Source organism: uncultured Succiniclasticum sp., from assembly GCF_902793885.1.
GTDB lineage: Bacteria > Bacillota > Negativicutes > Acidaminococcales > Acidaminococcaceae > Succiniclasticum.
Map to the genome: position 1 here is coordinate 14,512 of NZ_CADBFF010000021.1, position 19,138 is coordinate 33,649.

At 50.8% G+C, this 19,138-nt stretch carries 16 protein-coding genes, 1 tRNA gene and 1 other RNA gene; 1 reads left to right on the forward strand and 17 read right to left on the reverse strand.

From position 1 onward, the window contains the following. Nucleotides 1–204: 204 nt before the first annotated feature. Nucleotides 205–2,373, forward strand: a complete 2,169-nt coding sequence (locus QZV31_RS10045) for a Tex family protein (RefSeq protein WP_093729889.1) — start codon at nucleotides 205–207, stop codon at nucleotides 2,371–2,373. 113 nt (nucleotides 2,374–2,486) lie between these two features. On the opposite strand, the gene QZV31_RS10050 is transcribed toward QZV31_RS10045, so the two are convergent. The 17 genes from QZV31_RS10050 to gatC form a co-directional block, all read right to left on the reverse strand. After that, on the reverse strand, nucleotides 2,487–3,386 hold the full coding sequence (locus tag QZV31_RS10050) for an LCP family protein (RefSeq protein WP_295360145.1): 900 nt from the start codon (nucleotides 3,384–3,386) through the stop codon (nucleotides 2,487–2,489). Next, nucleotides 3,379–4,062, reverse strand: a complete 684-nt coding sequence (locus QZV31_RS10055; protein ID WP_295360148.1) for a CoA pyrophosphatase — start codon at nucleotides 4,060–4,062, stop codon at nucleotides 3,379–3,381. Before QZV31_RS10055 ends, QZV31_RS10050 begins: the two co-directional genes overlap by 8 nt. Nucleotides 4,063–4,125: 63 nt before the next feature. Beyond that, nucleotides 4,126–4,383 carry a pro-sigmaK processing inhibitor BofA family protein gene (locus QZV31_RS10060; RefSeq protein ID WP_295360151.1) on the reverse strand — a complete coding sequence of 86 codons (258 nt, stop codon included), beginning with the start codon at nucleotides 4,381–4,383 and terminating at the stop codon, nucleotides 4,126–4,128. 97 nt (nucleotides 4,384–4,480) lie between these two features. Beyond that, nucleotides 4,481–5,086: a recombination mediator RecR gene (gene recR / locus QZV31_RS10065; protein ID WP_295360154.1), complete on the reverse strand. Its 606-nt coding sequence runs from the start codon at nucleotides 5,084–5,086 to the stop codon at nucleotides 4,481–4,483. A gap of 1 nt (nucleotide 5,087) precedes the next feature. After that, nucleotides 5,088–5,429 carry a YbaB/EbfC family nucleoid-associated protein gene (locus QZV31_RS10070; protein WP_366508713.1) on the reverse strand — a complete coding sequence of 114 codons (342 nt, stop codon included), beginning with the start codon at nucleotides 5,427–5,429 and terminating at the stop codon, nucleotides 5,088–5,090. A 110-nt stretch (nucleotides 5,430–5,539) separates the two neighbouring features. Then, nucleotides 5,540–7,498 carry a DNA polymerase III subunit gamma/tau gene (gene dnaX / locus QZV31_RS10075; protein WP_295360156.1) on the reverse strand — a complete coding sequence of 653 codons (1,959 nt, stop codon included), beginning with the start codon at nucleotides 7,496–7,498 and terminating at the stop codon, nucleotides 5,540–5,542. 146 nt (nucleotides 7,499–7,644) lie between these two features. Then, nucleotides 7,645–7,744: signal recognition particle sRNA small type (gene ffs, locus QZV31_RS10080), an RNA gene on the reverse strand. A gap of 79 nt (nucleotides 7,745–7,823) precedes the next feature. After that, a tRNA-Ser gene (locus QZV31_RS10085) sits at nucleotides 7,824–7,913 on the reverse strand. A gap of 166 nt (nucleotides 7,914–8,079) precedes the next feature. Then, nucleotides 8,080–8,919: a universal stress protein gene (locus QZV31_RS10090; protein WP_295360159.1), complete on the reverse strand. Its 840-nt coding sequence runs from the start codon at nucleotides 8,917–8,919 to the stop codon at nucleotides 8,080–8,082. Between the two features lie 103 nt (nucleotides 8,920–9,022). After that, nucleotides 9,023–10,426, reverse strand: a complete 1,404-nt coding sequence (locus QZV31_RS10095) for an FAD-binding oxidoreductase (RefSeq protein WP_295360162.1) — start codon at nucleotides 10,424–10,426, stop codon at nucleotides 9,023–9,025. Between the two features lie 94 nt (nucleotides 10,427–10,520). Next, nucleotides 10,521–11,912: an FAD-binding oxidoreductase gene (locus QZV31_RS10100; RefSeq protein WP_295360165.1), complete on the reverse strand. Its 1,392-nt coding sequence runs from the start codon at nucleotides 11,910–11,912 to the stop codon at nucleotides 10,521–10,523. A 139-nt stretch (nucleotides 11,913–12,051) separates the two neighbouring features. Then, nucleotides 12,052–13,818 (reverse strand): hypothetical protein, encoded by a 1,767-nt coding sequence (locus QZV31_RS10105; RefSeq protein WP_295360168.1) that lies wholly within the window; start codon nucleotides 13,816–13,818, stop codon nucleotides 12,052–12,054. 83 nt (nucleotides 13,819–13,901) lie between these two features. Beyond that, a complete protein-coding gene (locus QZV31_RS10110; protein ID WP_093729879.1) occupies nucleotides 13,902–14,678 on the reverse strand; it encodes a hypothetical protein in 777 nt (258 codons plus the stop codon). A 46-nt stretch (nucleotides 14,679–14,724) separates the two neighbouring features. After that, nucleotides 14,725–15,666, reverse strand: coding sequence for a hypothetical protein (locus QZV31_RS10115; protein ID WP_295360172.1), 942 nt, complete (start codon nucleotides 15,664–15,666; stop codon nucleotides 14,725–14,727). A gap of 195 nt (nucleotides 15,667–15,861) precedes the next feature. Then, on the reverse strand, nucleotides 15,862–17,307 hold the full coding sequence (gene gatB / locus QZV31_RS10120; RefSeq protein WP_295360175.1) for an Asp-tRNA(Asn)/Glu-tRNA(Gln) amidotransferase subunit GatB: 1,446 nt from the start codon (nucleotides 17,305–17,307) through the stop codon (nucleotides 15,862–15,864). Continuing rightward, nucleotides 17,307–18,773: an Asp-tRNA(Asn)/Glu-tRNA(Gln) amidotransferase subunit GatA gene (gene gatA, locus QZV31_RS10125; RefSeq protein WP_295360178.1), complete on the reverse strand. Its 1,467-nt coding sequence runs from the start codon at nucleotides 18,771–18,773 to the stop codon at nucleotides 17,307–17,309. The genes gatB and gatA overlap by 1 nt, the downstream gene beginning before the upstream one ends. A 14-nt stretch (nucleotides 18,774–18,787) precedes the next feature. Then, entirely contained in the window at nucleotides 18,788–19,075 is a 288-nt protein-coding gene (gene gatC / locus QZV31_RS10130; RefSeq protein ID WP_093729875.1) for an Asp-tRNA(Asn)/Glu-tRNA(Gln) amidotransferase subunit GatC, read from the reverse strand. Nucleotides 19,076–19,138 lie beyond the last annotated feature (63 nt).

A 19,138-nucleotide genomic window follows, 5' to 3' on the forward strand; every position in this document is an offset into this window, starting at 1 on the left:
CAGTCTGATATCTCCTGAAAATTGTCAAAATGGCACGTCAACAACTGTAAAATACTGCTTTCAAAGACGCGCTCTACTAATATATAAATTATAAAATTATTTTATCGTATCTTTTTCCCTTTGACAAGTGATATAATGGTGAAGAAAGAGCAAATTCGCAAACCTCTTTTATCCCTTCATTTTTTAAGAAAGGTATGTTTACTAATGGAGAAAATTGTATTATTACTGGCAAAAGAATTAAACATTAAACCGGCGCAGGCGGAAGCCGCGCTGCAATTACTGGACGACGGCAACACGGTTCCCTTTATCGCCCGGTATCGTAAAGAAGCCACCGGCTCATTAGATGAAGAACAGATCCGCAATGTGGAAACCCGGGCCCAGTACCTGCGCAATCTGGACGCACGCCGGGAGGAAATTTTAAACTCTATCCGGGAACAGGAAAAGCTGACGCCGGAACTGGAACAGCAGATCATGGCCGCGGAAAAAATGCAGGTTCTGGAAGATCTGTACCTGCCCTACCGACCCAAAAAGAGGACCCGGGCGCAGATTGCCCGGGAAAAAGGACTGGAACCGCTGGCCAGTTTTATTGTACTGCAGGCAGATACGCCGAAAAGCTTAGCCGAACTGGCAGCGCCTTTTATCAATGCGGAAAAAGGCGTGGAAACGGAAAGCGATGCCTGGAAGGGCGCCCAGGATATTGTAGCGGAAAATATTTCCGACCGGGCCGATGTCCGGGCCCTGATCCGCCGCATTTTATGGCAGAACGCACAGATTTCCTCTGTTCTTGCAACCGATGAGGTCACCGGCAAGGATTTCCTTATGTACAAAGAGTACAGCGAACCTGTGAAACAACTGCCGCCTCACCGCACGCTGGCCCTAAACCGGGGCGAAAAGCTGAAATACCTGAAGCTGGCGCTGAATTATCCGGAAGAAAGCATGCTGGCAGAACTGCACCGCTTCCTGAAGATCAAAGAGGGCACCGCCTTTTCCGCCATGTATGCGGAAGCCTGTGCCGATGCGTATAAACGCCTGATTTTCCCTTCCATTGAGCGCGAAATCCGCAATGAGCTGACTGAAAAAGCGGAAAAGCAGGCCATCAACGTATTCTCTGTCAACCTGCGGCAGCTGCTGTTGCAACAGCCTATCGCAGGCCATACCGTCATCGGTCTGGATCCCGGGTACCGTACCGGCTGCAAGACTGCGGTCATCGATCCCCAGGGCAAAGTGCTGGCCACCGACACCCTGTACATCATCGGAAGCCAGCGCCAGCAGGATGAAGCGGAAGCTCATTTTGTCAAACTGGTGAGAGAGTTTGGCGTTACCCTGGTTACCATCGGCAACGGAACCGCTTCGTTCGAGACGGAAGAGTTCACCGCCAAAATGATTGAAAAGCATAAACTGAATTTGTCGTATTTAATCGTCAGCGAAGCGGGGGCATCGGTGTACTCTGCCTCCCCGCTGGCCAAAGAAGAACTTCCGGATCTGAACGTTTCTCTCCGGGGCGCCGTTTCCATCGCCCGGCGCATCCAGGATCCCCTGGCCGAGCTGGTCAAAATCGAGCCGAAAGCCATTGGCGTAGGCCAGTACCAGCACGATGTCAACCAGAAAGAACTGGGCAACGCGTTAGGCGACGTGGTAGAAAGCTGCGTAAACCATGTGGGTGTGGAACTGAACACCGCCTCCCCTGCATTATTAAGCTATGTTGCAGGCGTCAGCAGCGCCGTAGCCAAAAATATTATAGCCTACCGTAACGAAAACGGGCGCTTCCGCAACCGCAAAGAACTACTGAAAGTGCCCCGTTTAGGTCCGGCCGCCTTTACCCAGTGCGCCGGCTTTCTGCGCATTGCCAACGGAACCAATCCGCTGGACAATACGCCGGTCCATCCGGAGAGCTATGAACTGACGGAAAAAATTCTGGCAGAATTAGGCTGCAAAAAAGAAAACAGCGGCAGCCCTGCCGTTCAATTAGCTGCCGCCAAAGCCGATCCGAAACGAATTGCGGAACACCTGCAGGCCGGTCTGCCTACCGTTACCGATATCCTGCAGGCCCTGGCAAAACCGGGCCGGGATCCCCGGGAAGATTCGCCGGCTCCCCTGAGCCGTAAAAATGTTACAAAGCTCAGCGAGCTGCAGATTGGTTCCATCGTGAAAGGAACGATCCGCAATGTTGTGGACTTCGGCTGCTTCGTGGATATCGGCCTGAAAGTCAACGGACTGATCCACCGCTCCGAACTGTCCAACCGGCGTTTCAAACACCCGCTGGATATTGTTTCCACCGGGGACATCGTGGACGTGATGATTATCAGCATTGATGAGGCCCGGGGGCGGATCGGACTCTCGTTAAAACGGGTTCCGGAAGCAAAAAACCGATAGAAAAAGTATAAAAATAGTATAAAAAAAAGCCCTTGCTAGAAGGGCCAAATGAGGGGCTGTTTTATTGTATTTATAATATATCATAAATCATTGAAAACTTCAATACTGTTTTCTTATTTTTTAGCGGATTTTTTGTAATCCTCTTCCAACTTTTTTGTATTCTCTCTGAATTTTTCTGACATTTTGACTCCCTGCATTTCCGCCATCTGCTGGCGCATTTTGGGAATGTCAGGAATCCAGTAACTGATGCCGTCGATATATTTCGGAGTCCCCGGCACCATGGCCATTTTCAGCCCGTCCGTTTCCATCATATCGTGCATCGCTTTCCCCAGCTCAACCATTTCTTTTAACGAAAGGTCTGTCTTGATCATGGACATGATCTGTTTGGAAACACCGGGCATTTTGGCCAGGATGTTCTTCGATGCAATCTGTTTGTATAATGCCATAATAAATTTCTGCTGCCTGCGGATCCGCCCGATATCCCCTTCTTCATCGCGGTAACGGACGTACTGCATGGCAGTTTTTCCGTCCATGTGCTGGTTGCCGGGCCGCAGGTCTATTTCGAAATCGGCATACGGATCGTAATAATACATACGCTTTTCCACGTTGATATCCACGCCGCCTACCGCGTCTACAAGACCTTTAAACCCCTGGAAATCCACAACTACATAATTATGGAGTTTGATGCCCAGAAAATCCTGCACGGTTTCCTGCGTCAGTTTATGTCCTCCATAGGCGAAGGCCGAATTAATTTTATCCCAGCCATGTCCTTTGATATTCACCCGGGTGTCCCGGGGAACAGAGAGCAGGGCTGCTTTTTTATCGCTTTTATCCATCATCACGACAAACAGGGTATCGCTGCGCCCTGCGTCGTCTTTGCGGATATCGCAGCCCATCACGACAATATTTCTCTTTCCGGATAAAAATTCCAGCTCCGAAATTTTGTCAAGTGAAAAATCGCCCCACATAAAAGCGGCAATCGCTGCCACAATCAGAAAAAATATCTTACGCAAAGTCTGCTAACCCCTTTCCGAAGCGTTCAAGAAAACTGTGTAAAATTGCGGCAGTCATGCCCCAGATCACTTTATCCCCGTACTGATAAAAGTAAATCGGATACTCCTGATGGAAATCTTTATGGGGGTCCAGATGTGGCACCAGTTCAAACGGAAAATCGTCTTTCCGGGTAACCTGTATGTGGGCCGTACCGATCCGGGGCTCATGCTGTAAAAACCAGGAGAGCGGAACGCTAAACAGTTCCGCAACTTCATCCCGGTTATAATCCCATTGCCTGTAAACCGCATCCGGCGTTTCCGAAACCGTCTCCGGGTCCCAGATTCCGACAAACGGGTAGACCATAAACCCGTTATGAGCCGCAAAAAAATCAAGGGTACCGCAAAGCTGTATATCTTTGTACGGAACCCCCAGTTCCTCGGAAGCTTCCCGTACCGCCGCTGCCGCATAATTACGATCGCTGCTTTCCCTGCGACCGCCCGGGAAACAGATATCCCCGGGCTGCCAGCCCAATTTGCCGGAACGGACTTCAAACAACAGCTCCGGTCCGTTTTTCCCCGGAAGCAACAACAGGAGAACCGAGGCTGTCCGCATCACCACGCCTGTCTGATCCAGACCGGGACGGCGGGCACTGGTCTCCTGTTGAATCCATGCAGCCATTGCATGTAAACCGCTCATGACTCATCCTCCATTCCGCTCTTCTTTCCTTTGCGGAATAATCAGAATCGATAAACCTGTTTTTTATTTAACAAACAAATCCCATAAAATTACTGCCGCAGCACCGGGTATTCCAAAGAAACCGGCTATCAGCGCCTTGATAATGGTAATATGGATCGTCACGTTAAAGAGCGCACCGCCCAGCAGATTTGCCAGCCACAGCATAACAGCGCCGATGATTCCGTTCCAGACCAGCTTGAACGGCAATGCCAGCAGTTTAACGATGATATACAGTATCACTACACCAATAGCCAGTGAACCGATCGAAGCTATAATTTCCATGACTGCCTCCTTTTCTTCCGGGCCAAACCTCTTGACCAACAGGCTTGGCAATTCATACTCATAAAACTGTCGTTTCCCAGGACAAATTGAATTTCCCTTATTCTTTGATTGGGGTACGGTTTTCCAGTGCTTTGGCCAGCGTGACCTCGTCTGCATACTCCAGGTCTCCGCCCATGGGCAGTCCCCGGGCAATACGGCTGACCATCACGGGCTGATGCCGCAGAAGCTGCGCCAGATAGGATGCGGTTGCTTCTCCTTCCACATTGCTGTTGGTAGCAAGGATGACTTCTTTCACGTCCTCTTTTTCAAGCCGGAACAACAGCTCTTTGATCCGCAGATTTTCCGGTCCTATACCGTCCAGCGGCGACAGACATCCGTGCAGTACGTGATAAACGCCTGTATAACCATGGCTGCGTTCCATGGCCATGGCATCCTGCGGCTGTTCCACCACACAGATCGTGCTGTGATCGCGTTCCGTATCCGCACAAATCTCACATATATCGCCGTCAGTCAGGTTAAAACATTCTTTGCAGAACCGGATTTCCCGTTTCGCCTGCAACAGTGTTTCAGCCAGCCGCCGCACCTCATCTTCCGGCATATCAATAATATGATAGGCCAGTCGCAGCGCTGATTTGTTTCCCACTCCCGGCAGACGCCGGAACTGATCATACACACTGTTCAGCGGTTTTATCAGTCCTGCCATTTTACATTCCCGGAATCTTGAGGCCGCCGGTCACCTTGTTCATTTCTTCTTCCGAAACAGTATCTACCTGATGCATGGCTTCATTTACCGCAGCCAGAATTAAATCCTGTAACATCTCCACATCTTCCGGATCTACCACCTGGGGATCCAATACAACGCTTGTCAGTTCTTTTTTGCCCGTTACGGTAACCTTTACCGCACCGCCGCCTGCCGTACTTTCAAAGGTACGGGCCTGCAGATCTGCCTGCACCTTCTGCATATCAGCCTGCATCTTCTGTACTCTCTGCAACATGCCCTGCATATTACCCATACCGCCCATACCGGGGAATTTCATACCTTTCATCTTGTCGTCCTCCTGTCAATTTACTATAAATCGTATTTATGTTTTTTCTATGATAATGCACAGCGCCATAAAACTTTTTTCATTTTTCCGCGCTTCTCTAAAATCTGTAACTATACCTTATGCAATGTTGCATTGAACATTTCCATAGCTTTTTTTGTACTATCGAATACGTTCGGTTGCGCTTCTCCTTTTGCCGGGGTGTTGCTTTTTCCGGGAGCCGCTGCCGAGCTTTTTTTTGCAGAGCTCTTTGCGACAGGTTTTCCGCCCGTATCCTCCACACACTGCAGCCGTACAGGCACCCGCGCCACCCGCAGCAAAACATCTTCGACTACTTCCCGGTAATCGGGTTTCTGCAGACGTTCGCATAAATATTTCATCTTAAAGCCAACGATAAGCGTTTGATTCTCATAGGCCATCACATACCCGTGGGAAGCACAGGCTGCAATGGATTGCTTTCGTTCCGCTTTCAATATTTCCATGGTCCGGGTCCAATATTCATCTCCCGTAGCCCAATCGCCAGCGTAAGGAGTATAACCTTGGTCAGAAGAGCCGTTACCGGCGCCCGGCACATCTGTATTCCCCGGAACAACCGGAGGTATTGCCGATGGATTATTGCCGGCAGGAGATGCCGCGACTTTCGTTTCTTCGGTAACCGTCGTTTTGGCTTTTTCTTTTTTAGCTTCAGTTGCAACAGGCTGCGGTTGCGGTGTTTTTACCGGAACAACCGGCGCCTCTTCTTTCGGTTTTTGCTGAACCGGTTTCTCAACCGGCTCCGCCGGTTGTGCATTTGAAGCTTCTGCTTGTTTTGCTTTCGTAACTTCTACAGATTTCGTTTTTGAAGCCTCTGCCGGTTTTACGTTTGCAACTACTGCCGGCGCAGTAATGCCGGCCGGTTCCTGCGGAACCGCCGCCGTAAGTCCGCCGGCTTTCAGGGCCGCCATCTCCCGTTCCAGCTGATTGACCCGGGCCGCCAGTGTTTTCAGCGTCCGGTTATCCTCACGGCATAAATCATACAGGCACATCTCGGCAGTAACCCTGCCACGGGCTGTAAAACGCAGCTCATTCATAGCCTGATGAATAATCTCCTGGGCTGCCAGGATCCGTTCCCCGGTATACAGCTCTGCCAGCTTCGCCAGTTCTTCCGCCGTATCGGTCACGTAAATGGGCTGATATTCCGGTGTTGCCCTGTACAACAGCAACGCCCGCATATAGCCGGAGAGTTCGATCAGGATCTGGCTGATGTCCTTGCCCTGCATCAGCAGCCGGTCAAAAATCGTCAGGGCAGAAGCAACCTCACGCTGCCCCACCGCACCAACCAGCTCCCGCAAAATTTCCCGGCCAATGATACCGCGGACGGAACGGACCGTTTCCGCCGTAACCGTTTCCGCCATGACGCCGCACTGCTCCAGCAGGCTCAACGCGTCGCGCATGCCGCCTTCAGAAGCCGCCGCAATTAGCTCCAGCGCTTCCTTTTCCGCTTTAATGTCGCTGCCTTCCGCCACTTTTTGCAGATGAGCCACGATTTCTTCCTGAGTGATCGGATGGAAATCAAACCGCTGGCAGCGGGAATGAATGGTCGGTAAAATCTTCTGGGGCTCCGTCGTAGCCAGAATAAATACCACATGTTCGGGAGGCTCTTCCAGGGTTTTCAGCAGCGCGTTGCAGGCCTCCGTGGTCAGCATGTGGGCTTCGTCGATGATATACACTTTATACCGGCAATTGACCGGTGCAAAGTCTGCGTTCTTGTTCAGATTTTTAATATCGTCCACGCCACGGTTGGAAGCGGCATCCAACTCCTGTACGTCCAGTGCGCTGCCATCAGTAATCTGCCGACAGTTCAGGCATTCGCCGCAGGGATGGTTGGTAGGTCCGTTCTGGCAGTTCAGCGCTTTCGCGAAAATACGCGCCGTAGTAGTTTTTCCCGTACCGCGGGGTCCGGTAAACAGATAAGCATGCGCAATACGGCCGCTGGACAATGCATTCATCAGCGCCTGTTTGACAGGAGCCTGTCCCACCAGCGTATCAAAGCTGGACGGACGCCAGCGCAGATATAGGGTTTGGTAAGCCATGTCGCACATCCTTTCTTCTTACGGAATCGGTTTCACATTCTATTCTAATATTATAGTAAAAAACAGCGCAAATAACAATGAATTTATCGTGAAATACAAAAAGCAGCCCTTCACGGACTGCTTTCTGCCGGTTTTCCTGTAAGACCGCAGGGCAGGCACCCCCGCGGCGCATGAAGGGATCCGCTTAGTGCTGCTTCCTTCCGGACCTGACACGGTTCACAGGCCTCCATCGCGCAGGACCTGCCACTACAGTCGTACAGAAAAACCTTTTCCTGATATCTATACGTTAGAAGAAAAAAGCCGCTGTGCGGCACTTGTTTTCTAATGGCGGAGAGAGAGGGATTCGAACCCTCGGTACGGTTTCCCGTACACACGCTTTCCAGGCGTGCACCTTCAACCGCTCGGTCATCTCTCCGGTTGTAGGGCTTTTAAATTATAAATACGTGGCTGAATGTCAGCCACGTAAAATATTATACGGATATTTCCCTGTTCTGTCAAGCGTTTTTTACAACCACCGTCCAAGAAGCCGGTTCCAAAGGAAAAGATAATCGGTTGTTTTCCTGTGTGCGCAGCCACACTGCTTACTCGTCACTCTCTTCGTCCGGCATTACCCAGAGAGTACGCCCGGAATTCAGCAAAATATTCTGGGCTGTGCTTCCCATCAGCAGTCCCTTAATGGGACCTGCCCCGGTTTTCCCGGTGATGACAAGGCTGCAGTTTTCCTCTTCGGCCAGTTTGCAGATTTCCTTGGAAGCGGCGCCGCCGTCGGCAATGACATAGCGGGATTTTATACCGAAGTTCTGCATTTCATTGCAAAGCTCCACCAGCATATCCTCTGCCATTTCTTTGTTTTCAAGCAGTTCGTCGTCGCCCCGGACTCCTTCAATCACATGCACGAAGATAACTTCCCCCACATTTTCCCGCAGGTTGCGGATAAAATTCAGGGCAATCAGGGATTTCCGGGAGAAATCCGTTGGTAACAGGATACGCTGCAGATAATCGCTGCACTTGTAATCACCTTTTACTACAAGAGTGGGGATATCAATGGCACGCACTGCGTTGAAGGTGCTGCTGCCCCGGAACGTACTGGCCCAGAGGCCCTTGCCATGGGACGCCATGATCAGCAGGTTGATATCGTACTGGTCAACTGCTTTTTGAATGCCGTTCAGCACATCCGGATTGCTCTCCCACAATATTTCTACCTTATCATATCCGGCGTTCTTTATATCCTGCGCCAGACCGTTTAAACGACTGTATGTCTTTTTGTAATAGGGAGAGGTTTTGGCATAATCTTCAGGTCTTTTGACAACGTGAAGCAGATGCACTTCCGTTTCCGGACTGAGGCAGATGCTGTAAAACACATCCAGCATACGGGGGGTAAGTTCCGAAAGGTCCAAGGCCAGCATTACTCTGGAAAACATTTGCAGATTCTCCTTTAAAATCACTCACTGCTTCTCTGTTTAAGCAGGGGCAGCACCGTCTTGCAGTTATCTGTCCCTGCAATTATGATGATTGCAACACTAATCAATATACATTCATCACTTTGCCCGGATTCAGGATATCCAGCGGATCCAGGGCTTTTTTTATGGCTTTCATCATCGCCAGCTCCACGGGGTCGGTGTATTTTTCCATCGCGTAAACTTTCTTCGCGCCGATGCCGTGCTCGCCGGAGATACGGCCGCCCAGGCTGTACACGTAGGAATAAGCGGTTTCATGGAAGGCGTGCTGCTGTTGTTCCCAGGCTTCGTCGCTCATATCGCCCTTCATATGCTGGAAGTGCAGGTTTCCGTCGCCGGCGTGAGCCAGACAGAACATGGTAAAATCGTATTTCTTTGCTTCTTCCGTCAGGCGTTTGATGCAATTGGCAATCTGGTCAACAGGCACTACCAGATCATCGGACTGGGCAATCTTGCTTAAGGAACGGGTAGATTCCAGGCAGTTGCGGCGAACGGTCCAGACACGCTCATCTGCTTCCAGCACATCAATGGCGCCGGATTCTTCACAGATTTCCGCCAGTTTTTCCATTTTGGCATCTACCTCGTCTTCATTGAAGGTTTCCATGCTGACGATAAGATAGCACACGCCCTCATCACAATGAGGCAGCTTGATCTCACTGTATTCACAGGAGCTCTTCAGGAAGTTACTGTCCATGAATTCCACACTGGTAGGCTCCAGTCCGGCCTTTACCAGATTCGGTACCAGGGTTACGGCCTTATCCAGATCGTCATATACCGCGGCTACGTCCACTTTGTACGGAGGCAGCGGCAACAGCTTCAGGGTCGCCTTGCAAATAATGCCCAACGTGCCTTCCGAACCCATGATCAGCTGTTCCAGGCAGTACCCGGTGCTGCACTTTTTCAGACGGGAACCCAGGGTCGTAATCTCTCCGGTAGGCGTTACCACTTCTACGGAATACACCTGGTGCCGGGTGGTGCCGTAGCGTACCGCCTTGTTGCCGCCGGCGTTGGTTGCGATGTTGCCGCCGATGAGGCAGCTTTCCGCGCTGCAGGGGTCGCCCGCGTACAGCAGACCTTTTGCTTTGGCGGCCATCTGGATATCGATGGTACGCGCACCGGCTTCGGCTACAGCATACATGGCGTCTTCGTTGATTTCAATAATCTTATTCATTTTTTCCATGTTCAGCACGATACCGCCCAATACGGGAATCGCGCCGTCGGAAACGCTGGTGCCTGCGCTGCGGGGCGTTACCGGAACCACAAATTGGTTGGCCAGTTTCATGACTGCCGCAACTTCTTCCGTGCTGTTGACCCAGACCACAACTTCAGGCAGGTGCATCAGGCGGGGATCCGTCTCTTCGTCCGTTTTAAAACGGTCCAGGGTTTCTGCATCCGTTTTTACATTTGCCCCGCCTACAACCTTTTTCAGTTCTTCCAGCAATTCCGGGGTAACGGGATTATACTTTGCCATACAAACGCTCCTTTACCGGCGTTCTGTTTTTCTGCTTGTATCACAAGCAGGACGCCAAAAAATACAACAATTTCCTTTATAATAAACTTTTAATTTATACGTTAAAAATTTTCCCGGGATTCAGGATATTTTTCGGGTCCACCGCCCGCTTGATCATACGCATATATTCCAGTTCAGACGGTTCGGTGTACTCTTCCATATAATGAAGTTTCTTGGCGCCGATTCCGTGTTCACCGGATAAACGGCCTCCTAAACTGTAAACGTATGGATATGCTTCTTTATGGAATTTTTCCACATTCTCATTCCACTCTTCTTCTGTCAGATCCTTACGGCACATGCAGACGTGCAGATTGCCGTCCCCGGCGTGGCCCAGCACCATGACTTCAAAAGGATAATGATCCCCCATCGCTTTCACATGTTCAATCGTCTCCGCCACTTTATGGACCGGAACCACGAAATCGTCTGTAATGGTCACGTCAGACAGGATCCGCAGGGATTCCTGGCAGCTGCGGCGCAGGGTCCACAGACGGTCGTCTGCTTCCAGCACTTCCAGCGCGCCGGCCTCTTCGCACAGCTCGCTTAATTTTTCCAGTCCGGTGTCAAGCTGGTTTTCATCAAAGGTTTCCACCGTTACATAAACAAAGTTGGCAATGTCCCGGTGCGGAACGTCCGTTTCGCAGAAAGTCGTAGTACTGCGCACAAAACTGTTGTCCATAAACTCAATGCTGGTGGGATTCAATCCCGCTTTAATTACAGTGGGAACCAGACGGGCAGCCTTTTCCACAGTGTCAAACATGGCCAGCACGTCAAACCGGTACGGAGGCAGGGGCTGCAGTTTCAGGGTAACTTCCGTAATGATGCCCAGTGTACCTTCCGAACCCATGATCAACTGTTCCAGTGCATAGCCCGTAGTTTTCTTTTTCAGGCAGGCGCCCACATGCAGAATTTCACCCATGGGGGATACAACGGTCATACCGTACACCTGATCCCGGGTAACACCGTAGCGGATCGCCTTGATACCGCCGGCATTGGTGGCCAGGTTCCCGCCGATCTGGCAGGTCTCCGCACTGCTGGGATCACCGGCATACACAAGGTCATGTTTTTTTGCGGCAGTCTGGCAATCCTTCACCAGGGCGCCGGCTTCCGCAACCATATACAACCCTTCCGTGTTCACTTCCAGAATCCGGTTCATCCGTCCCATCAGCAGAATGATGCCGCCGCAGACCGCAATTGCCCCGTCCGACAGGCTGGTGCCGGCACTGCGCACGGTAATCGGGATATTGGCTTCATTGGCCAGCTTTACAATGGCCGCCACTTCCTCTGTAGAACCGGGAGCCACTACCGCTTCCGGCGTATGGAACTTGGACGGATCTGTCTCTTCATCTGTTTTGTACTGATCCAGCGTGTCCGGATCCGCATACACGTGTTCTTTTCCCACAATAGCCTGCAGGCCTGCAAGAAATTTTTCATCAACTTTGTTATACATCGGTTTCCCCCTCAAAATTTTTCTATATCATAAATTATAACACTTTTTTATTTTGTTAGGAACTGCAAAGAACTAAATTGCGTAATATGGCACAGGAAAATTCAGACCAGCAAGAGGCCCAATTATTTTTGCACAATGACTACCATACGCAATGCAGCAGTTTCCGCAAAACCGCAGGATATTCCTCCGTCAGGCTGTATCGGTTGACCCGTTCCCCGGCCTGGTGCAGATCCCTGCCCCAGGGGCCGAACAAAAAGAACGGTATCTGCAGCCGTGCCAGCGCATCCACGGCAAAATGATACTCATTTCCCCATAAGGGCGTATTGACCTGATACACCGGATTCTGTGTTCCCTCCGGAATTCCGCAGTAGCTGCAGTCGGACACACCCGGGAAATACGTTTTCATCCTAACTTCCTGTAAGGCAGACAATGATTTTTTATATACTGCAAACCTGGCGTCGTCTTTCATTTCCTCGCTACGCACCGCCGGATAATAGGGCGGTGCAAAGCCAAAGACCACTGCCGGTTGATCAAAATTCAGAAAATCCAACGTGCGTTGCATCAGCCACAGGGTAACTTCCGGAAATGTTTTGTGTTCCGCCTGCAGCAGTTCCCTTTTCTTCCGTTCTGTCTCCTGCCAGAATTGTTCAAACCCGCTGCGCTGTTTTGCCTGTTGCCATAAGGTCACCCATGTCATCACCGTAACCGGATGGCTTACCTCTTCCAATACCCCTTTGATTTTTCCCAAAAAGTAGGCCATCACCTGGGCCGGTGTCTTCTGAAACGTGAGCACATTACAATAGCCTGCCGCACGCTTCGGCAGGGAAAAATCATAGCCCTCTTTCAAATCCCGGAGGTACATCCACACCGGAGGAACGGAGACTTCCTCCCCGTACCTTTCCGTAAACGTTTCATCTCCTTCGGTGGCTGCCACAACTCGTGACAGAATGCCAAGCGGGTTGACCCCTTCCCGGTAACTGCCCACCTGCACCAGTTTACCCTGCACCAGCAAAACCGGCAGCAGTTTGCCAATACTGCCGGAATAAACCACCTGCGTCTTTCCGTCGGCCAGCCGCTGATTAGGTTCCGCACAGATGGCCAGACGGTAGTCCAAATTAAATTTTTCTTTCAGACCTTCCAGCAAGGAAAGCGAGCCCCGCATGCCAGCGGAAAAAGATTCTTCATCCGGAACAGAGAGAAACAAAAGGGCGCCACATGTGTCTGCTTTACCCGGGCCATACACCTCTTCTTCATCCCCGTCGTCCACAACGGTTTCGTCCGGGTTGGGCCGCAACGTTTTCACCGGTTTATCCGCCATCACGTTCTTTTCATTTTGCGTCTTTTTGCTTTTGTCAGTCTTTTGCAATACTTTTTCTGCCTGCTCTGCAAGCAATGCCATCTGGACAGCCGTGCCCCCCAGCATATCGCAGCAGCCCCTGCCGAACAGCCACTCCCCGGACAGAAGGTCCGTATAGGCTTCCGCAGAAAGGTTTTCTTTATTCAAATGCGCTGCAATGTTATCCAGGTCAAAAGCCCAGGGAGCAGCATCACCGTACACATCTGCCGGTACAACGTCATGGTGCCCCATAAAAATTACCGTAGGCGCCTGTACTGCGGTCAGCGCTGCATTTTTATCTTCCGCTGCTGTTACATCATTCTCCGGCGCTTTGCCATCTTGCTCTTCATTATCCAATCCATCACACTTTACCAGCGCCCATACGGTATTCCGGTGCAACGGGTCGCCCGGTATGGGGAACAGCCCGCACCGTTCCGGATACGTTTGAAAGTATGACTGTTTTCTAAAAAAATCCAGCATCCATGTTTCCGCAACGGTTTCCTTTTCCGTATTGGTCACACTGGCGCAGGCTATCAGATTCCGCAGGATATCGGTAATTTGTTTTTCCATAATTGCAATCCCTGTTTCTCTATCTCTGATAAACTTCTTCACAACGGGACCCGGTTTAAATAAAACAGCAACAAATCACTGTTTCAGTCTCTCAGGCTAACAACCGGCTGTTTTTCCCAGGGCAGATACTGATAGGTCGTACAGAAGATCCAGGCCTTATACTGCTCATCCCAGTCTTTCGTTTCCATCGCCTTGGTTACGTCCCTGACACCTGCTGCCGACAAAGGGAAATACCGGTAGGCTTCCGCAAATATCATACAGGCTTTCGCGGTTTCACCCTTCTTGTGTTTCTGTTCCGCCAAAAAGCGCAGGCTGTAAAAAATATACGGGTTCACCTTTTCATATAAGGGGTCGGGAATAATGGGCTTTGGCGTATGAGATTCCTGTTTTTCATTTGTCACCATCTCTTCCGCCTCGGCAACAGCCTGTTCCAGTCTGCCGCTTTCTGCCAGAATGTTCAGCCGCCGGTACCAGATATCTCCCCGGGCTTCCGTGTGAAACCGGTAGGGAAATTTCCGGCAGATTTTAAACGCTCTGTCCAGATACTGCAACGCCGCGTCTCCGTTTTTTGTCAGCTTCCAGATGATTTCCGAAATATCCCGCAGGCTCAGCACAAAATGCTCCGCTTCACACATTCCCTGGTCCGGATGATCGTCCATGTCCGGTTCCACATCGTTGATGAAGGTGCTTAACACCGTCAGAGCGCCTTCCACATCCTTAATGAAGTACAGCACCCGACCTACAATGGCGCGGCACAGCCAGTTGTTCTTGTCACTGACAAAGCCCGGGGGAACAGGCCATTCCCCGGTTGTGCATTTCGTTACATATGCTTTCCATTCCTGATCGTCAATATCTCTCATATTCATTCCCCTTTGCTATAATGTATTATTGCTGTCCGCTTTCTGGTCATCCCATTTCCGAAAAGTCCGCGAAACCGATGCTCCCATCCCCAGCCAGCACGATAGCTTTCGCACCGTTAAAGACCTGAGGGATTGCCGGGACAGCAGTTCCGTCCTCCCTGACAAATTCCAGCGGTTCCGTGTCTTCAATCTGACCTCCGTTGATCTTGCTCACATAGAATGAATCCGGGTCATCATACCCACCGTCCATGATCAGAAACCTGCCCTGTCCTGCCACTGCGAAACAGCTTGCGCCTTCCACCATCGGGTCATACTCTGTTTCGGTTCTGAAATCTGTTCGGACAAGCTGAAAATCAGTGTAGTAGTAATACCACAGATTTCCGTCCGCATCGATATTCATAGCATAGCAGTCCAATATATCTCTTTCGCAACGCCAGATGTTCCTTCCGTCCGTTGTCCACCCACACAGGCCGCAGCTGCCGATGGGGTCGTCCCAGCCGTAGTTTCCAAGCACGCCCTCATCGAAATAACTTGTGATAATGAGCCCGTCATCCCTGACAATACAGTCTGCGATACCGTCTCCAAAGGTGAATGTACGTAATACATTTCCCTCCCTGTCAAGAAATACTGCGTTTTTTTCGGGACCGTTTTTCTTCGAATACATACATCTTGAGCCCAACAGAAGGAAAGAACCGTCGGGAACGGGACGGAGGAAACGGAAGTTCATCACATGCCTCCCGAAATTGATCCTTTCCACCTTTTTCAGTTCGCCGCTCTCCCAGGACGGGGTAACGACCAATGCTGTGTATTCCGCATTTGCTACAGTGTTTACGAACATCCCGTCAATGCGGTCCGGAATTTTGGATGAGAAAAGGAAATACGCCTTCCCGTCATAACCGATACTCATGCTGAGGTAATCAAGCCCAGCCATTCCCTGTTCTGTGATCAGTTCTTCCAGATTCCGCAGACCTTTCAGTGTTTTTTTCATGCTGATACCCTCTTCCCAAAAGGATTTTTTCTATCATCAACAAGGATATTATCCCGAAATGTTTAATCTTAATTATAATTATAACAAATTCATGCATGGAAATGAAGCAAAGATTATTCTGTGCCAAACACACACGGACCCAATAAAAAAACTGCTGACAAAAACTGCCAGCAGCTTCTTTATGTTTGCTAAATCTTATTGCAATTTTTCCATTAACATCTTGTTGACCATGCCCGGATTTGCTTTTCCATGGGTAGCTTTCATAATCTGCCCCACCAGGAAACCGAGGGCCTTCTTCTTTCCGGCCTTGAAGTCCGCAATGGACTGAGGATTGGCAGCAATTACTTCGTCTACCAGTTTACCCAGTTCGCCCACGTCGCTGACCTGTTCCAGACCCAGCTTCTTCACCAGTGCTTCCGGCGCCTCATTATCTTTCAGCATCTCCGCAAAGACCTGCTTGGCCAGTTTGCTGGAAAGTACGCCTTTATCAATCAGGTTCACCAGCTCACCCAGATGATCCGGTGTAATCTTGAATTCCGGATCGTCGATTTCAATGCCTTCCGCGTTCAGGTAGCCGGCGACATCTCCGATCAGCCAGTTGGACAGGGCTTTCAGATTCTTCGTGGCTTTGGTACCTTCATCAAAATAATCCGCCACCTTTTTGCTGGCCACAATGATATCCGCATTGTCCTCCGGAACATCTTCTGCCAGCAGCCGTTCCTTGCGGGCTGAAGGCAGTTCCGGCAGAGTCGCTTTGATTTCGTCGATCCAGGCCTGGTCCAGATTAATCGGTACCAGGTCAGGTTCCGGGAAGTAACGGTAATCGTGGGCTTCTTCCTTGGAACGCATGGACAGAGTCACGCCGTTGGCATCGTCCCAGGTGCGGGTCTCCTGCACTACATGGCCGCCGTCTTCCACGATTTCAATCTGGCGTTCCACTTCATACTCGATGGCCCGTTCCAGCGCACGGAAAGAGTTCAGGTTTTTGATTTCGGCGCGGGTACCGAATTCCGTTGCGCCTTCCGGCATAACGGAAATATTGGCATCGCAGCGGAGACTGCCTTCCTGCATTTTGCAGTCGCAGACGTCCGTGTATTCCAGAATCGCCTTCAGCTGCTCCATATACGCGCGGGCTTCCGCGGCGCTGCGCATATCCGGTTCGGATACAATCTCAATCAGGGGTACGCCGGCGCGGTTATAGTCAACTGCAGAAGAATCGGAAGTGCTGATGGTAAGGCCGCTGTGCACCAGCTTGCCGGCATCTTCTTCCATATGGATGCGGGTGATGCCGATGCGTTTTTTCTCACCGTTGACCCGGATATCAATATGCCCGCCCAGGCAGATGGGTTCATCCCACTGGGAAATCTGATAATTCTTCGCCAGGTCGGGATAGAAGTAATTCTTACGGTCCATCTTATTGAACTTCTGAATGTCACAGTTCAGGGCCAGACCGGCACGGATTGCGAATTCAACCACCCGCTTGTTCAGCACAGGCAGAGCGCCGGGCATGCCCAGGCAGACCGGGCACACATGGGTGTTTGGTTCCGCACCGAATTCCGTGGAGCAGGAGCAGAACGCTTTGGTTTTTGTTTTTAATTCGGCATGGACTTCCAGACCGATGACAGTAATATAATTTTTCATTATTTGTTACCTCCCAACGGCGCTACCGCTTTATGAAATTCCGTCGCCTGCTCAAAGGTGTAAGCAGCCCGCAGCAGGGTTTCTTCATCCAGCGCCTTGCCGATCAGCTGCAGGCCTACCGGCATACCGTCCGCAAAGCCGCAGGGAATGGAGATACCGGGCAGACCTGCCATGTTAACAGGAATGGTGGTTACGTCCAGCATGTAAATTGCCAGGGGATCCATCTTACCATCCAGCGGATAAGCGGTAACAGGCGAAGTAGGAGTCAGCAGCACATCCACGTTCCGGAACACTTCGTCAAAGTCTTTGCGAATCAGGGTGCGAACCTGCATCGCTTTCTTATAATATGCATCGTAATAACCGGAACTCAATACATAAGTACCCAGCATGATGCGGCGTTTTACCTCGCTGCCAAAGCCTTCCGTACGGCTCAGTTTCGTCATTTCCGGCGCGCTCTTGGCCTCTTTGTTGCGATAGCCGTAACGTACGCCGTCATAGCGTGCCAGGTTGGCAGACGCTTCTGCCGGGGCAATGATGTAATACGTGATGACAGCATATTCCGTATGGGGCAGAGAAACTTCCACGATTTCCGCGCCCAGCTCTTTGTATTTTTCCACCGCCAGCATAATCTGCTCTTTGACTTTGGCATTAATGCCTTCGCCAAAGTATTCTTTCGGCAGGCCGATGCGCAGGCCTTTTACATCCTGCCGCAGGGCTTTTGTGAAATCAGGCACATCCACCGGCAGTGAAGTGGAGTCATGGGCATCCACGCCGCAAATGGTGTTCAGTACGATGGCCGCGTCGGTTACGTCACGGGTGATAGGCCCGATCTGATCCAGAGAAGACGCAAACGCAACACAGCCGTAACGGGACACACGGCCGTAGGTCGGTTTAATGCCAACCACGCCGTTGAAAGAAGCCGGCTGGCGAATGGATCCGCCGGTATCGGAACCCAGGGACCAGATGGCTTCGCCGGCCGCAATAGCTGCCGCGCTGCCACCGGAAGAACCGCCGGGAACACAGTCCAGATTCCATGCGTTATGGGTCTTTTTCATATACGAGGTTTCCGTGGTGGAACCCATGGCGAATTCGTCCATGTTGGTCTTGCCCAGAAAAATAGTTTCATCTTTACGCAGGTTAGCGATAACATGAGCATCATACACCGGGATAAAATTATCCAGAATATGAGACGAGCAGGTAGTGCGCAGTCCTTTGGTACTGATGTTGTCTTTGATGGCGCCCGGAATGCCTGCCAACGGTTTGATGGTTTCGCCGGTGGCAATCATGGCGTCCACTTTGGCTGCCTGGGTCAGTGAGTTTTCTTTGTCCAGCGTCACATAGGCGCCGACTTTGTCTTCCACTTCCTCGATGCGGTCATAAACCGCTTTGGTCAGCTCTACCGAGCTGAGCTGTTTATTCTGCAATTGTTCATGCAACTCATGAACGGTGCTTTCGTATAACTTCACAGTCCTTGCCTCCCTTACTCGATCACACGCGGAACTTTAAATCCGTCATTATGTACCGCCGGCGCATTCTTCAGCGCATCCTCGTGGGCCACGCCTTCCTGCGGCACATCTTCCCGAAGCACATTGTACAGGGGCAGGATACTGAAGGTCGGTTCGATACCGGTTGTATCAACTTTTTCCAAAATATCAGCATAGTTCAGAATCTGATTGAACTGTTCTGTAAACTTGGGCATTTCCTCATCTGAAATTTCCAGTCGGGAAAGAGCAGCGATGTATTTCACATCTTTTTCCGTTACTTTCATGTTTTCACCATCCTACTATTCATTAAGTGTTACGCCTGAAAAAACATACATGTTATTATATCA

Coding starts and splice junctions, on each gene's coding strand:
- QZV31_RS10045 (WP_093729889.1), top strand. CDS start 205: ATGGAGAAAATTGTATTATTACTGGCAAAAGAATTAAACATTAAACCG.
- QZV31_RS10055 (WP_295360148.1), bottom strand. CDS start 4,062: ATGAGCGGTTTACATGCAATGGCTGCATGGATTCAACAGGAGACCAGT.
- QZV31_RS10060 (WP_295360151.1), bottom strand. CDS start 4,383: ATGGAAATTATAGCTTCGATCGGTTCACTGGCTATTGGTGTAGTGATA.
- recR (WP_295360154.1), bottom strand. CDS start 5,086: ATGGCAGGACTGATAAAACCGCTGAACAGTGTGTATGATCAGTTCCGG.
- QZV31_RS10070 (WP_366508713.1), bottom strand. CDS start 5,429: ATGAAAGGTATGAAATTCCCCGGTATGGGCGGTATGGGTAATATGCAG.
- dnaX (WP_295360156.1), bottom strand. CDS start 7,498: ATGGCTTACCAAACCCTATATCTGCGCTGGCGTCCGTCCAGCTTTGAT.
- QZV31_RS10090 (WP_295360159.1), bottom strand. CDS start 8,919: ATGTTTTCCAGAGTAATGCTGGCCTTGGACCTTTCGGAACTTACCCCC.
- QZV31_RS10095 (WP_295360162.1), bottom strand. CDS start 10,426: ATGGCAAAGTATAATCCCGTTACCCCGGAATTGCTGGAAGAACTGAAA.
- QZV31_RS10100 (WP_295360165.1), bottom strand. CDS start 11,912: ATGTATAACAAAGTTGATGAAAAATTTCTTGCAGGCCTGCAGGCTATT.
- QZV31_RS10105 (WP_295360168.1), bottom strand. CDS start 13,818: ATGGAAAAACAAATTACCGATATCCTGCGGAATCTGATAGCCTGCGCC.
- QZV31_RS10110 (WP_093729879.1), bottom strand. CDS start 14,678: ATGAGAGATATTGACGATCAGGAATGGAAAGCATATGTAACGAAATGC.
- QZV31_RS10115 (WP_295360172.1), bottom strand. CDS start 15,666: ATGAAAAAAACACTGAAAGGTCTGCGGAATCTGGAAGAACTGATCACA.
- gatB (WP_295360175.1), bottom strand. CDS start 17,307: ATGAAAAATTATATTACTGTCATCGGTCTGGAAGTCCATGCCGAATTA.
- gatC (WP_093729875.1), bottom strand. CDS start 19,075: ATGAAAGTAACGGAAAAAGATGTGAAATACATCGCTGCTCTTTCCCGA.